Raw genomic sequence first — 14,098 nt, forward strand, 5'->3', positions numbered from 1 at the left:
AACATCCTTTTGATTTTATTTCTGTTTTCTCAAAACAAGCCTCACCATTCCGCTGCCGTTTTTTGTTAAAAAACGAAAAGCGGGCAGGCAAAAGGCCGTCTGAAAAACGTGAACAAACCTTTCAGACGGCCAAAAACCCGATGGGCTTGTACCATCGGGTTTTGCGTTGCCGTTTCTGATTTTACGGCGCGGTTTCGGCGTGCGAAGCCTGCCTGCGGTACGGTCTTACTCCGCTTTGCCCACGCCTTTGTCCAAGCCTTGGGTCAGGCCGTTGATGTCGCTGCCGTTGAGGCCGAGTTCTTTCAACAGGCCGTCAACCAGCGGGGCTTGGCTGCGGTAGCGCAATGCACTGTTAACCATTTGGTCGGCGAGGCTGCCTTGGGTTTGGCCGTCTGAAACGCTCTCGCCCGCCGCGCCAAGCGCGCCACCCAGGCCGTTGACCTGCAGAATTTTGATGCCGTCGATGTTTTCCATCGGGCGCACGGATTCGCGGATGATGTCGGGCAGGTGTTTCAACAGCGCGAGGCGGATTTGCATCTCGATTTGCTCCACGCTCAACACGTTGGCCGCTTCGTTTACCGCGCGTTTGCCCTCGGCATCGACTTTGTACTGCTGCTCCTGCGCCTGCGCCAGCAGCACTTTGGCATCGGCTTCGCCCTTGGCTTTGAGACGGAACTGCTCAGCTTCGGCTTCGGCGGCGATACGCAGCGCTTCGGCCTTGTCCTGCGCGGCCTGTTTCTCGGCTTCGGCGGCCACGGTTACCGCGATGGCTTCGCGCTGGGCGACTTCGGCGGCGGCAATCAGCTCCACCGCTTTGGCACGCTCGGCGCGCTCGGTTTCGCGCACGGTAATCACGCTTTCTTCTTCGCGCACGGCGGCGGCGCGGGCTTTGTCGGCTTCGGCTTTGGCTTCTGATTCGGCGCGGGATTTTTCGGCCACGGCGATGGCTCTGTCCTGCTCGGCCAGCTCGATGGCTTTGCGCCGCTCGACTTCGGCCTGCTCCACGGCCTGCGCTTTGCGGATGTCTTCGTTTTTGATGTCGCGCTCGGCGGCGATGCGTTTCAAATCCACTTCGCGCGCGGCGGCGATTTTGGCTTCTTCGGCTTCGCGTTTTTTCGCCGCTTCCTGCTCGGCGATGCCCGCCTCCTGCTCGGCGCGGCGCACGGCGATTTCGCGCTCCTGCTCCAGCTTGGCGTATTCTTCTTCGCGGGCGATTTTCAGGCGTTGCTGCTCGGCTTCGAGATTTTTGGTTTTAATCGCCAAATCGGTTTCCTGCTCGATGTCGTTGCGTTTTTTGCGGCGGCCTTCGATGGTTTCGGTGAGCTTGGTCAAGCCTTCGGCGTCAAACGCGTTTTGCGGGTTGAAAAACTCGAAGCTGGTCTGGTCAAGGCCGGTGAGCGATACGGTTTCCAATTCCAGGCCGTTTTTAAACAAATCTTCGCTGACCACCTGCTGCACTTTCTGCACGAAATCAACACGTTTTTCGTGCAGCTCTTCCATCGCCATTTCGGCGGCCACGGCGCGCAGGGCATCGACGAATTTGCCTTCGACCAAATCTTTCAACTCGTCGGGCGACATGGTTTTCATGCCCAAAGTCTGCGCGGCGGTGGCGATGCTCTCGGCGCTGGGTTTGACGCGCACATAAAACTCGGCCATCACGTCCACGCGCATACGGTCGCGCGTAATCAACGCCTGCTGCGCCGCGCGGCGCACTTCCAGCCGCAGCGTGTTCATGTTGACGGGGATAATTTCGTGCAATACGGGCAACACCATCGCGCCGCCGTTCATAATCACTTTTTCGCCGCCAAAGCCCGTGCGCACAAACGACACTTCCTTGCTGGCGCGGCGGTAGAGACGGGTGAGTATCAGGCCGAGCACAAACAGGGCGGCGAGAATAACGCCGGCAATGATGCCGATGGAAACTAAAGTCATGGGTTTTCCTTTTGTTGCGGTTGTCAAAATGCCTTGCGGCGGCGGGGTTCAGGCTGCCTTGTTTTGAAGGCCGTCTGAAAAAAGGGTTTGGCGGGGTTGGTGTTGATGGCTGTTGCTTCGTCGATCGGATACTTGTATCCGACGTTTTTTCAAATACTTGCCGTTTGGCGGTTGTCGGATTCGAGAATCCGACCTACGGGCTTTCAGACGGCCTAATCCACTAAGCTGCCGCTGGGATTGGCAATTGCTTTAAAGGTATTGCCCGAGAGCGACACCAGCAATACCGCTTCGCCCTGTTGCAGCGGTTGGCTGCCGTCGGCTTCGGCCATCACATAATGCGTTTGGCCGAAGCCGTCTTTCACGCGCACTTGGGCAGGGCTGCCGGTGCGGGCTTGGCCGATCACAATCACGCCGACGCGGCCGATTAGCGTGTCTTGCGATACGGCGGTGGTTTCGTCTTTGGGCAGGATTTTGTACAACCCGCCTGCGGTGGCGCGCACCAGCGGCAGCGAAAGAAACCATACGGCGACGGCAGCCAGCGTGCCGTTCAAATACGCGCCGAACACGGCGGCAAAGGCCGTTTGAAACGCATAGCCCGCCAAACCGTACACAGCGAGAAACACCACTAAGAGCATCAATACCGGCACTTTGCCGACATACAGCCAGCTTAAAAACCGCACCACCACGCCGTCGGCCGCGTCCAGCCCCACTTCGGCGTGGGCGCTGTCGGCCAGGCTGTCGGGCAGCAGGTTGTCCAGCCACTCGCTCGCGCCGCCCAACAGCATCGACAGGATTTCGAGCGCACCGAGCAGCAGCATCAGCGCCAGGGCAATGCCGAAGATTTCGGTTTCGGGAGCGGTAATCAGATTCCACATCGGCGGTTTCCTTTATGGGTTTGGGGGCGTTCAGACGGCCTTTGGGTTTTTCAGGCAGCCTGAAAGCGGCTTCGTGTGTTTGTCGGATTCAAGAATCCGACCTACGTCTGCTCAATCGCCGCTCACATTCAACACCGGCGCAGCGTTTTCTTCGGAAAGCAGCACGGTCATCATATTGGTTACCAGCTTGGCTTTTTCGCTGTCGCTCATTTTCACGATATCGCGCTGCTCGAGCTGGCGGACGGTGCCTTCCACCATGCCGATGGCGCCGCGCACCAGCGCGTAGCGGGCGGCGATAACGGCTTCGGCCTGCTGTTTTCTCAACATGGCTTGGGCGATTTCGGGCGCGTAGGCCAGATGGGTGAAGCGGGCTTCGTCGATGCTGATGCCGGCGCGTTCGACGCGCTCCTGCACCATGTCGCGGAACTGCTCGAGAATATGCTCGGAATGGCGGGTCAGGCTTTCGGTATCTTCAGCGGCGTAGGGGTGGTGGGTGGCCAGCGCGCGCAGGGCGGACTCACTCTGCACCTGCATAAAATCGTGGACGTTTTCCACATCGAGCACGGCGGCGGCGGGGTTGCTGATGTGGTAAACGATGGCGGCGGCGATTTCAATCGGCGTACCGGCGGCGTCGTTCACTTTCAGCGTGGGGGTAACGTAGTTGCCCGAGCGCAGGGAAACGCTTTGGGTTTGGTAAATCAGCGGGATAATCCAGAAAAACCCGCTCTCGGACAGAATGCCGGAATAACGGCCGAAACAGGTGCTCACCAGCGCGGTGTTGGGCTGGACGATACGGAAGCCGCTTGCCGCCAGCACGATAAAAACAAACAGCGGCGCGGCCAGCATGCCGACGGTGGAAAACAGCGCCATGGCAATCAGTACGGCGGCAGCGGCCAGCATGGCGGCGGCAAGCCAGCCGTTGAGATAAAACATATTGTGTCTGCTGCTGGTTTGATTCATGGCGGGGTCTCCTTGATAAATGGCGGAACGGGATTTCAGGCTGCTTTCAGGCTGCCTGAACGGGCAGGTTTCAGTTTCAGACGGCCTTCGGATTTGCGTAGGTCGGATTCTCGAATCCGACGTTTTCCCACAGGGAAAAATCCGCGCTGCCGGTTTTAACTTTGCTGAAGCCTGTGGTTTTCAGACGGCCTTTGGGTTATTTCAGGCAGTCTGAAAGCCGCTTCGGGTGTTTGTCGGATTCAAGAATCCGGCCTACGGAACTGACGCGAATCAGTGTTTTTCCAATTCTTCCCGGCACATGGCGGCGTTTTCGCGGCCGTTGTCGGTATTAAGCTGCTGCTGCGCCGCTGCCATCAGGCGGCAGCCTTTTTGCGGATCGGCGGGCACACCGCGCCCTTCGGCATAGGCCACGCCCAGATTGTTCTGCGCCTTGGCGTGCCCCTGCGCGGCGGCTTTTTCATACCACGGCACCGCCAAATCCCAACGGTTTTGCCGCATATAGTGGCCGCCTGCCTGATACTGCGCTTCGGCTTCGCCCGCTTCGGCACGGCGGACAATTTCCGCAGGCGGCGGCTCGGCTTCGGACTTGGCAAACAATTTGCCAAACGGCGCGGCATTCTGCCAACCGCCGCGCTCATCGGCCTGCTGCACCAGCCACACCAGCGCGGTGGCGGCGGCCAGCACAACCATCATCGCCAGCAGCGGCGCGGTCAGGGCATTGTCGTTGTTGCGTTTCATCGCGTCGTTTCTTTCTTCAGACGGCCTTCGGATTTGCGTAGATCAAATTCTCGAATCCGACGTTTTCCCGCAGGGAAAAATCCGCGCTGCCGGTTTTTAACTTTGTTGCAGCCTGTGGCTTTCAGACGGCCTTTCAGGCTGCCCTAGCGCGCCAGCAGTTGGCGGATGCGCTGTTGCAGGCGTTCGCGCTGCTCGGGGCGGCCGTCGGGCAGAATCTGCGCCCAGTCGGCGTGTGCGGGGTCAATGCGTCCGCCGAAGCCGCCGAAGCCGTGCATTGTCAGACTGCGCTTTTTCCAATCCAGCGTAAAAACGGCAAGGGCGCGGCCGGCAGTCAGAACGCTGTTGATGCGCTTGAGCATCCACAGGGCAAACATTCCCATCGACACCGCCATCAGCAAAAACGGCAGCGCGTTGGCGGCTTTGAACGTGCCGTCGCGGTGGAAAAACAAATCGGGCAGCATCCGGTGCAGAAACAGAACCGACAGCGGCACGGTAAAACACGAAGCAAGCATGCCGAAACGCATGATGTTCACCGATTTTCGATCGGCATCGCTTAGGGAAACGGTTTTACGCCAAGTCAGCGGACGGCTGCCGTTTTGCGCGGCGGCCTGCAGTTCGGCAAGCGGGGTTTCGGGCTGGGACATGGTTTTCTTTCCAATAATCGGGGCGGGGTTTTCTTTTCAGGCAGCTTGGGGTCTTTCAGGCTGTCTGAAAGCTCTATATTTCGTCATTCCCGCGCAGGCGGGAATCTTTTTTCAGCTTGGGTGATGGCGTTTTTTTCTGCCGTTTGCCGAAGCCCGCAAAAGATTCCCGCCTGCGCGGGAATGACGGCAGTTTTATTTTCAGACGGCCTTTGCCAAGCAGCCTGAAAGGCCGTCTGAAAGCCGCTTCGTGCGCTTGTCGGATTCAAGAATCCAACCTACCGCACTCACTTCTGCGCCTTCAAAGCCGCCAGCCGTTCGGCGATGCGGTTACTGCGGCTCAGGTCTTCCAATTCTTTCAACTTGGCCAGCTGCGCCGCGTCGCTGCCGCTGTGTACGGCGTTTTGTCTGCCCATCACACGGTCGAAGGCGTTGCCGCTTTTTTCGGCGTTGCGGGCGATGCGCTCCAGGCCGCTGCCGCCTGCGCCGCCGTCGGCTGCCGCGCTTTGCTGCGCGGCGCGCCAGTCTTGAAGCTGCTGCTGCATTTCGCGTTTTTTGGCCTGCAGCGCGGCGATAAAGCCTTCGAGTTCTTTTTCTTGCGCGGCGCAGTCGGCGATGGTGTTTTCGAGCACCGGCAAACGCGCTTCGATGTCCATCTGCTCGGCGATGCCGCTTTCGGCCAAATCGTCGCGCGCGGCGGACACGGCGGCGCGGATTTGGTCGGACAGCGCTTCGTGGCGGTTGCTCTCATCGGCCATTTTTTTGGCGGCCAGATGTTTTTGCGCCAGCACTTTACCCAACTCGGCGCGTACTTCGTCAATGGCGCGCTCGATTTCGCGCACGCTCTCGTTCATCACCGCTTCGGGCGCCAGGTTTTCGGCAGCGTCAATCAGGGCGTGGAAGCCGCCGCTCACCAGGCGGCCGACACGGCGGGACAGGGTTTCGCTCATTTTGTTTCCTTTCGTTTCGGGTTTCAGACGGCCTCTGCGCCAACCTCAGACGCACGGCGCACGATATCGGCCAGTTTCAAAGTGTTTTCAAGCTGTTGCAACACGGCATCGTCGTAGGCCGCGCCCTTGCCGGTTACGGCAAGCTGCAAAATGCTGTCGGTCAGGCGCACGATGCGCCACATCAGCTCGCGCTCGTATTTCTGCAAATCGGGCTGCGCGGCCTCTTCGGGCAGGTCGGCGGCCAGCGTGGCGGCCAAATCGGGCAGTTGTTCAAACAAGCGCGCAACGATATGCGAATGCACGCCCGCCTGTTTTTCGGCGTTCAACACGTTGCGCCTGGCAGCCTGAAAAAACTGCTCCTGCGCCGTAAGCGCGGATTCATAGCTGCGCGTCTGCGTGTGCGCCAGCCTGGCCTGCTTCAATAATTCGCGGATTTTTTCCGACGGCGTATTCGCGCCTTCGATTTTTAACTCTGCAATAAAATCAGCGTCTTCCTGGCTAATCCGTACACTAACGGGGATACGGTTGGTTGTATTCATATTCAAAATACTCTTTTCGTATTCATTTGAATACGAATATACAAAATCCGTTTGCAAAGCGCAACCGGCAGCTGTGTTTTTTTATGTAAAGGCGTTTTGCTCCGCCTGCTCTGCTATCATCGCCGCATTTTTCAAACCGAAAGCCAACCATGCCCCGCACCCCGCGCATGCGGCTGCCGCTTTGGTGGCGGCTGCTGCAATTTTTACTGTTTTTTCCTTTGCTGTGGACGCTTGCTTACGGCTTGTCCGAACTACCCGGCGAGCATTACGCGGCGGGCGACGCGCCACACCAAAGTTTCCGTTTCGCCGCAGCCGACGGCCGGGGCGGCTGCCGCGCCGAGCCTTTGGGCGCGAAAGCCGAACCGTGTACCCTGCCGCCGGGTTCGCCCTCTGCCGAACCAGTCTGCCGCGACTGGCGCGAACGGGAAATGAGGCTGTGCGTCCTCGGCGGCGACACCTACCAAATGACCGACCGCGGCGGCGGCTGGACGATAACCACGCGCTACCGCCTCGAAAACGGCCGCGTCGTGCCGCTGTATTTCAAGCTGTTCACCTTCCTCCACGCGGGTGCGGCTTTCGTTCTTGTCTTCGCCGTATACGCGGTTGCCGATTTTCTGTTTCGCCGCCGTCTGCGCCGAACGGTCGAGGTTTAGCAATACAAAAAGGCCGTCTGAAAACCTTGGATTAGGGTTTTCAGACGGCCTTTTTACAGGTCGGGGCTATGGTTGTTGCGCGTACCGTTGCAACAGTTCGCGGAAGGCCGCGCCCGTTTCGGGGTGTTTGAGGCCGTAGGCAAGGGTGGCTTCGAGGTAGCCGAGTTTGCTGCCGCAGTCGTAGCGTTTGCCCTCAAAGGCGTGGGCGAGGACGAATTCGTGATCGAGCAGGCGGGCGATGCCGTCGGTGAGCTGGATTTCGCCGCCCGCGCCGCGCGGCAGGTTGGTGAGCAGGTCGAAAATGCGCGGGGTGAGGATGTAGCGGCCGACCACGGCGAGATTGGACGGGGCTTCTGCGGGCTTGGGTTTTTCGACGATGTTGGTGATGCGTTGGAAATTTTTCAGTTTTTCCACTTCGACGATGCCGTAGGAGCCGGTTTGCGCGGGATCGACGGTTTCCACGCCCAAGACGCTGTTGCCGCTCTGCTTGTAGATGTCGACCATTTGTTTCAACGCGCCTTGCGGGGCATCAATCAGGTCGTCGGCGAGGATAACGGCAAAGGGTTCGTCGTTCACGGCGGCGCGGGCGCACAAGACGGCGTGGCCAAGGCCGAGTGCTTCGGCCTGGCGGATGTAGAGGCAGGTGATATCGGGCGGCAGAATGTCGCGCACGTGTTCGAGCAGCTTGTCTTTGTGGCGCATTGCCAGCTCGGTTTCGAGTTCGTAGGCTTTGTCGAAATGGTCTTCGATGCTGCGTTTGTTGCGGCCGGTGACGAACACCATTTCCGTGCAGCCCGCGTCAATCGCTTCTTCGACGGCGTATTGGATCAGGGGCTTGTCGACGATGGGCAGCATTTCTTTCGGGCTGGCCTTGGTGGCGGGCAGAAAGCGTGTGCCCATGCCCGCGACAGGGAAAACGGCTTTTTTAATCGGTTTGTGGCTCATGGTTTTCCTTTTCATATTTTCCGCGCAAAGGCTGTCTGAAAAACCGTTTTCAGACGGCCTTTATTGTTGTCAGGCTTGGCCGAGCATGGCCAGAAGCGCAGCTTCGTCCAATACGGCCACGCCCAGTGCGTTGGCTTTTTCCAGTTTGCTGCCAGCGGCTTCTCCGGCAACGACGTAGTCGGTTTTTTTCGACACGCTGCCGGAGACTTTGCCGCCTGCGGCTTCAATCATGGCTTGGGCTGCATCGCGTTTGAGCGTGGGCAGGGTGCCAGTGAGGACGAAGGTTTTGCCCGCTACGGACTCGTTGAGGCCGTCTGAAACGCCGTTTGCGCCGCCCTCCGTGTTTTCAGACGGCCTGTCGGCCAATTCGTTTAAAAAGGCAACGGTGTGCCGCAGCAGTTTTTCGTTGTGCGGCACGCTGCGCCATGCCTGCCAGTCGGCACTTAGGGCTTGGTCGGTAAACAGCGCGTCGGCGTTTTTGCCCGCGAGTTCCCACAGGGCTTGGGCTTTGGTTTCGCTGATTTTGAAACCGGGTAAACGGGCGAGCCAGCGTTGCGGCTTGGCGTAGTCGGCCGCGCGCAGGCTGACGGCTTGCTCTTTGGGCGCAACGCCTGCGGAGAGTAATTCGTCTATCATCGCCTGCTGTGCGTCTTGGGCAAAAAAGTGGGCAACGGAGCGGGCGACGACTTCGCCGATGTCGGGCAGACAGGCAAGTACGGGCTCGGGGGCGCGGCGCACAGTGTCGAGTGTGCCGAATGCCTGCGCGAGGGTTTTGGCGGTGCGCTCGCCGACGTGGCGGATGCCGAGGGCAAACAGGAAACGGGCGAGGTCGGGCGTTTTGCTGGCTTCGATGCCGGCGAGGATGTTTTCCGCCCACTTGGTCGGCTGTTTTTTGCTTTTGCCCACAGCCTGCGTGAGGCCGCCTGAATCTGCCCCGCCGTTTTCAGACGGCCTTTCGGCCTGTTCGGCGGCCTCTTTCATTTTTTGCAGTGTCGGCACGTCGAGACGGTAGAGGTCGGCAAAGTGGCGCACGAGGTTTTGCGCCACCAGCTGCTCGATTTGTTTCTGCCCCAAACCGTCGATATCCATCGCTTTGCGCGAGGCAAAATGAATCAAACCCTGTGCCCTTTGCGCGCTGCACAGCATACCGCCGCTGCAACGCGCCACCGCTTCGCCTTCTTCGCGCTCGACAGGGCTTTGGCAGATGGGGCATTGCGCGGGCAGGCGGTAGGGCGGATAAAGCGGCGTGCCGTTTTCAGAGTGCGAAGCCTCCCGCAGCCCGAGGGAATTTCCCGAACACTTGGCACCGGTCGAATACCTGCCGGGAGACTTGGTGCGCAAAACGGACACCAACGGCCACATCAGCCTGCCGGGTCGGCAGATACGCATCGGCAAAGGGCTGGTCGGACAAACCGTAGCCTGCCGTCCGGTACAAAGCGAAGACGGGGTGTACGAAATCTATTTCTGCTTCTACCGCCTCGGCCGGATTGACCTGAACGACTTCTGCCAAACTGCCCGAAAAACTGTTACCCATGTCCCCGCACAGGTGTTACTTATGTGTCCGGTCTGTACACTTGGGCGCAGGGGAGGGTTGGGGAGGAGGTGGCAGTTCGCAGAACTGCTTTTGTGACGCCTCCCGCAAAAGTTGCCGAAGCATCGCAAGCCCCCACCCTAGCCCTCCCCCGCAAGCGGGAGAGGGAAAACAGTTGCCCCGCCGTTCTCAGGCTGCTTTTCAGACGGCCGCACAGTTTGCCTGAAAGCGCAATTCCAACGAAACCAAAATCCTGAAAGGCCGTCTGAACATTTCCCTGACATCATTCACGCCTGCGTGAGAGCGGCGAAGCAAAGGCCGTCTGAAAACCCGATGAAGGTTTTCAGACGGCCTTTTTTCTCTCTACCGTTTACCAGTTTTGGTTGTGCAGGCTTTGCAGGCCGTCGCGCACGCCGTCGCGCACTTCGCTGTTGAGGCGGCGGCTGAGGGCGCGGGCGAAGCCGTCGTCTTCGGGAGTGTAGTCGACGAGGTCGGGGGCTTTGATTTCATCGCGGGCGACGCTGTATACGCTGCCGAAGCCGTCGATAAGGCCGGTTTTTTCGGCTTCGATGCCGGTGTAGATGCGGCCGCTGAAGATTTGCGGGTCGTTTGTTTTCAGACGGCTGCCGCGTCCGGTTTTGACGGCCTTGATGAATTCGCCGTGAATCTGGTCGAGCATTTGCTGCCAGATGGCCTGCTGCTCGGGGGTTTCGGGGGTGAAGGGGTCGCCCATGCCTTTGTTGCTGCCGGCAATTTTCAGACGGCGTTTGACGCCGAGTTTGTCCATCAGGCCGGTGAAGTCGAAGCCACCGCCGATGACGCCGATGCTGCCGACGAGGCTGGATGGGTCGGCGTAGATTTTGTCGGCGGCGGCGGCGATGTAGTAGCAGCCGGAGGCGCAGAGGTCTTGGGCGACGAGGTAGACGGGGATGTCTTTGTGTTGTTCTTTGAGACGGCGGATTTCGTTGAAGGCGGTGTTGGAAACGACGGGCGAGCCGCCGGGGGAGTTGGCGCGGATGATAATGCCTTTGACGTTTTTGTCGGCGTAGGCGGCTTCGAGGCCGTCGCGCAGCATGGCGACTTGGTCTTGGTGGCCGCCGCCGATGACGCCTTCGAGTTTGATGACGGCGGTGTGCGCTTTGCTTTTTGCGCCGAGGACTTTTTCCAGGCCGCTGCCGCTGTCGAAGCTGCCGGTGGCGCAGCTGTGGAAGGTGAAGAGGGTGGCGGCGAAAAGAAGCGCGCCGACGCCGCGCCAGACGTTGCGCCAGAAGCGGCTGCTGCGTTGTTCTTTGTGGACGCTGAGGAGGAGTTTGTAGAGGGTGTCGCGCTCCCAACTTTCGGCGGGGGCGGTCTGCGGGGCGGTTTGTTGCGGGGTGTTTTCGTCGCGCTGTTCTTCTTCGCGTTGGATTTTGAAGCTCATGGGGTTTCCTGTGGATGTGTGACGGGTGTTTCAGACGGCCTCAGAGGCTTGCGATTAGGGCGGGCAGTTCGGCCAGTCGGGGCAAGATACCGATATTCGGGGCGCCGCGCAAGGTTTCGGCATCGTGTGCGCCGGTGGTGAGGCCGACGCCGCGCGCGCCTGCGTTTGCGGCCATTTCGAGGTCGTAGGCGGTGTCACCGACGACGAGGCTTTCAGACGGCATCAGGCCGAGTTCGCCGCAGATTTCGAGCACCATGTCGGGTGCGGGTTTGGAGGGGTATTCGCTAGCGGTGGCGGTGGCGAGCCAGTAGTCTGCGGTGCGGGTTTGGGCGATGGCAAGGTCGAGGCCGCTGCGTCCTTTGCCGGTGGCGACGGCGAGCCAAAAGCCGCGTGCTTTGAGGGTGTCGAGGGCGGGCAGGGCATCGGGGAAGAGGCGCATTTGGCGGTTGTCGGGGTGCAGGTAGCGGGCGGCGTAGGTTTCGACGAGTTCTTCGTGTTTGTGCGCGTCGGCATCGGGGGCAAGCAGGTGCATCATTTGGGCGAGGGAGTGGCCGATGAGGTTGCGGATGCGGTCGGCAGGAGGTTTGGCGAGGCCGCATTCGTAAAACGACTGCCGTACGGTTTCGATGATGGGGCCGGTGGTGTCGGCCAGTGTGCCGTCCCAGTCGAAGATGATGAGTTTGGGCTGCATGGTTTTCTCCTTTGAAGGCCGTCTGAAAGCGGCTTTTTTTGTTGCGGCGGCTCTGTTTACAAGCCCAGCCCCCAATCGGCTTTGGCGTTGATGCAGAAGCCGTCGGTGCAGTTTTCGTAGTGGCGGAAGATGCGTTCGGCCACGGCTTGGGCGTCGTCGAGGATTTCGAAAAGTTCCATGTCGCTCGGGGCGATCAGGCCGCGTCCGGCGAGCTGATCTTCCATCCAGTCGGCCAAACCCTGCCAGAAGCTGCGGCCGACGAGGATGATGGGGCGGTGCGGCGTTTTGCCGGTCTGCACGAGGGTGAGGCTTTCGAAGAGTTCGTCGAGCGTGCCGAAGCCGCCGGGCATGACGACGTAGGCGACGGCGTGTTTGACGAACATGACTTTGCGCGGGAAAAAATGGCGGAAGGTGACGGACAGGTCCTGATAGGGGTTGGCGTGCTGTTCGTGCGGCAGGAGGATGTTGAGGCCGACGGCGGGGCTGCGTCCGGCAAACGCGCCTTTGTTGGCGGCTTCCATGATACCGGGGCCGCCGCCCGAGATAACGGAAAACCCTGCGTCGGACAGGATGCGGGCGATTTGTTCGGCCAAGAGGTAGTCGGGGTGTTCGGGGGGGATGCGGGCGCTGCCGTAGATGCTGACGGCGGGCTGCACGGCGCGCAGCTCTTCGCCCGCTTCGAGAAATTCGGACATGATTTTCAAGAGGTGGTAGCTCTCGCGCGATTGGATGTCGCGGCGGGTGTTTTCGGGCAGCATGGGGTCGGGCAGTTTGTCGCGCAGGGGCATGGTGGAGTTTCCTTGGTTGTGGACGCGGGCGGTTATAAACGGTTTCGGTGCGGCGGGCAATATCGGAGGCCGTCTGAAAGCGCCTGATTGTTTTCAGACGGCCTCTGTGCATCCCGTATGGTGCGGGCGCTTGTGTTCGGTGGGCAAAAGGCCGTCTGAAAGCGAAGCTGCAACGAAGTTAAAACCCGATTCGTGGCTTTCAGACGGCCTCGTTGCCTTGCCGTTCAGCGGTATTGTCCGGCCAGACGGATCATGCGCTGCGTCTCTTCCCGCCAGCTTTTGGCGCTAATCGGGCGCTCGGGCGGCGGGTTGGCGGTGTCGTTTTTCTCAAAGCTGCCGTCGGCGGCAAAGAGGATTTTCTGTTCGTAGCCCGTTTTGCCGGTGTCGATGCTGCCGTCAGGGCGGTAGAAAATCGTCGAGGCTTCGGCGGACACGGGGCTGCCGTCGCGGAAATAGAACTGGTAGCTGTGGACGCGGCGGCTGTCGCCGAAGCTGTAATAGAGTTTTTCGGGACGCCCTTCTTCGTCGTGGCCGAGGGTGAGGCTGTTTTTCGTTGCACCTTCTATCATCAGCTCGGGCAGGTCGCGTTTGTCGATCAGGCCGATATTGCGCTTGGCTGCCGCCGTTGCGTGCGCCAAAGCGGCTTGTTCGGGCGATTCGCCGTTGGCGAGTTTTTCTTTTTCCGCCAGCAGTGCGTGCGCTTCGTCGGTGCAGGCGGCGCAGTTGCGGTAGGCCGCGGGCAGGGGTGTTTCGGGGCGCAGCGGCAGCCATTGGCGGTTGACATAGATGAAGGTTTGGATGCCTTCCTGTTTGTCGGCGCCGGCATATTGCAGGGCAAGGCTGAACGGCTGCCCGTTCCAATAGCTGTATTTCAGCCGCGTATAGCCTTCGGCGTCGCTGATGTCGCGCTCGGCGGTGAGCACGCGCCCCGTTTCGTCGGTTTGGAAGGAGACTCTGCCGACGCCGAAAATCGAATAGCCCAAATCGGCCTGCGCGCCGAGGCGGATGCGGAATTCGGCCAGCGCGGCGGGGTTGCCGTAGTCAGGCCCGTCCAAGGCGATTTTGCCCGTGCGCCGGTATTCGTCGACCAGCTCGCGGCTTTTGTCTTCGGCTTTTTTCAGAATAGAAGGATCGGTTGCGGCTTTGGGATCGGTATCGAAATAGATGAAGAGGATGTCGAGCGGGCTGACAAAGGGATGGTTGAGATTGCGCGTGTAACGCGGATTGTCGGCAACGCTTTGTCCTGCGGCTTTGCCCTCGGCGGCAGATGCGGTTTGGACGGGCTGCGGCGCGGATGCGGGCGGGTCGGCGCTTTCTCTGCGGCTGCCGCAGGCGGCAACGAGCGGCAGCAGGGCGGCGCACAGAAGGGATAAGGATGTTTTTCTCATGGTGTTTTCTCGGTGTATCGCTTGCGGCGGGCGCTTTGCCGAAAAGG

Annotated in this window: 14 protein-coding genes and 1 pseudogene; 2 read left to right on the top strand and 13 right to left on the bottom strand. The window is 60.1% G+C overall.

Going from position 1 to position 14,098, the window contains the following annotated elements; translation table 11 throughout:
* Window positions 1-225: 225 nt before the first annotated feature.
* From CGZ77_RS01910 to CGZ77_RS01940, 7 genes are all read right to left on the bottom strand, one after another.
* Window positions 226-1,932 (bottom strand): flotillin family protein, encoded by a 1,707-nt coding sequence (locus tag CGZ77_RS01910; RefSeq protein ID WP_094030866.1) that lies wholly within the window; start codon window positions 1,930-1,932, stop codon window positions 226-228.
* Window positions 1,933-2,144: 212 nt separating this feature from the next.
* Window positions 2,145-2,807, bottom strand: coding sequence for a YqiJ family protein (locus CGZ77_RS01915; RefSeq protein WP_009427446.1), 663 nt, complete (start codon window positions 2,805-2,807; stop codon window positions 2,145-2,147).
* A 111-nt stretch (window positions 2,808-2,918) separates the two neighbouring features.
* A complete protein-coding gene (locus CGZ77_RS01920) occupies window positions 2,919-3,767 on the bottom strand; it encodes an SPFH domain-containing protein (RefSeq protein WP_036496809.1) in 849 nt (282 codons plus the stop codon).
* A 270-nt stretch (window positions 3,768-4,037) separates the two neighbouring features.
* Complete coding sequence (locus CGZ77_RS12665) at window positions 4,038-4,505, bottom strand: tetratricopeptide repeat protein (RefSeq protein ID WP_009427449.1); 468 nt, start codon at window positions 4,503-4,505, stop codon at window positions 4,038-4,040.
* Window positions 4,506-4,648: 143 nt separating this feature from the next.
* Window positions 4,649-5,149: a hypothetical protein gene (locus CGZ77_RS01930; protein ID WP_009427450.1), complete on the bottom strand. Its 501-nt coding sequence runs from the start codon at window positions 5,147-5,149 to the stop codon at window positions 4,649-4,651.
* Window positions 5,150-5,433: 284 nt separating this feature from the next.
* Window positions 5,434-6,096: a PspA/IM30 family protein gene (locus CGZ77_RS01935; protein ID WP_094030867.1), complete on the bottom strand. Its 663-nt coding sequence runs from the start codon at window positions 6,094-6,096 to the stop codon at window positions 5,434-5,436.
* Window positions 6,097-6,119: 23 nt separating this feature from the next.
* The gene (locus CGZ77_RS01940) at window positions 6,120-6,635 is read right to left on the bottom strand and encodes a hypothetical protein (RefSeq protein ID WP_009427453.1); all 516 of its coding nucleotides are present in this window, start codon (window positions 6,633-6,635) and stop codon (window positions 6,120-6,122) included.
* Window positions 6,636-6,784: 149 nt separating this feature from the next.
* On the opposite strand from CGZ77_RS01940, the gene CGZ77_RS01945 reads away from it, so the two are divergent.
* Window positions 6,785-7,288 carry a hypothetical protein gene (locus CGZ77_RS01945; protein ID WP_009427454.1) on the top strand — a complete coding sequence of 168 codons (504 nt, stop codon included), beginning with the start codon at window positions 6,785-6,787 and terminating at the stop codon, window positions 7,286-7,288.
* 66 nt (window positions 7,289-7,354) lie between these two features.
* Here the strand turns inward: CGZ77_RS01945 and galU are convergent, their stop codons facing one another.
* Together galU and CGZ77_RS01955 are read right to left on the bottom strand one after the other, a co-directional pair.
* Complete coding sequence (gene galU / locus CGZ77_RS01950; RefSeq protein ID WP_036496813.1) at window positions 7,355-8,233, bottom strand: UTP--glucose-1-phosphate uridylyltransferase GalU; 879 nt, start codon at window positions 8,231-8,233, stop codon at window positions 7,355-7,357.
* A gap of 69 nt (window positions 8,234-8,302) precedes the next feature.
* Window positions 8,303-9,478 (bottom strand): annotated as a pseudogene (locus tag CGZ77_RS01955) (helix-hairpin-helix domain-containing protein); the annotation flags it as partial.
* Between the two features lie 88 nt (window positions 9,479-9,566).
* On the opposite strand from CGZ77_RS01955, the gene CGZ77_RS12225 reads away from it, so the two are divergent.
* The gene (locus CGZ77_RS12225; RefSeq protein ID WP_198344889.1) at window positions 9,567-9,863 is read left to right on the top strand and encodes a hypothetical protein; all 297 of its coding nucleotides are present in this window, start codon (window positions 9,567-9,569) and stop codon (window positions 9,861-9,863) included.
* A gap of 271 nt (window positions 9,864-10,134) precedes the next feature.
* Here the strand turns inward: CGZ77_RS12225 and CGZ77_RS01960 are convergent, their stop codons facing one another.
* The 4 genes from CGZ77_RS01960 to CGZ77_RS01975 form a co-directional block, all read right to left on the bottom strand.
* On the bottom strand, window positions 10,135-11,184 hold the full coding sequence (locus CGZ77_RS01960) for a S49 family peptidase (protein ID WP_094030869.1): 1,050 nt from the start codon (window positions 11,182-11,184) through the stop codon (window positions 10,135-10,137).
* 40 nt (window positions 11,185-11,224) lie between these two features.
* A complete protein-coding gene (locus CGZ77_RS01965; RefSeq protein WP_094030870.1) occupies window positions 11,225-11,875 on the bottom strand; it encodes an HAD-IA family hydrolase in 651 nt (216 codons plus the stop codon).
* A gap of 56 nt (window positions 11,876-11,931) precedes the next feature.
* Window positions 11,932-12,663, bottom strand: coding sequence for a TIGR00730 family Rossman fold protein (locus CGZ77_RS01970; RefSeq protein WP_036495411.1), 732 nt, complete (start codon window positions 12,661-12,663; stop codon window positions 11,932-11,934).
* A gap of 224 nt (window positions 12,664-12,887) precedes the next feature.
* The gene (locus CGZ77_RS01975) at window positions 12,888-14,051 is read right to left on the bottom strand and encodes a hypothetical protein (protein ID WP_009424853.1); all 1,164 of its coding nucleotides are present in this window, start codon (window positions 14,049-14,051) and stop codon (window positions 12,888-12,890) included.
* Window positions 14,052-14,098: the final 47 nt, after the last annotated feature.

Source organism: Neisseria sp. KEM232 (assembly GCF_002237445.1).
Lineage (GTDB): Bacteria > Pseudomonadota > Gammaproteobacteria > Burkholderiales > Neisseriaceae > Neisseria.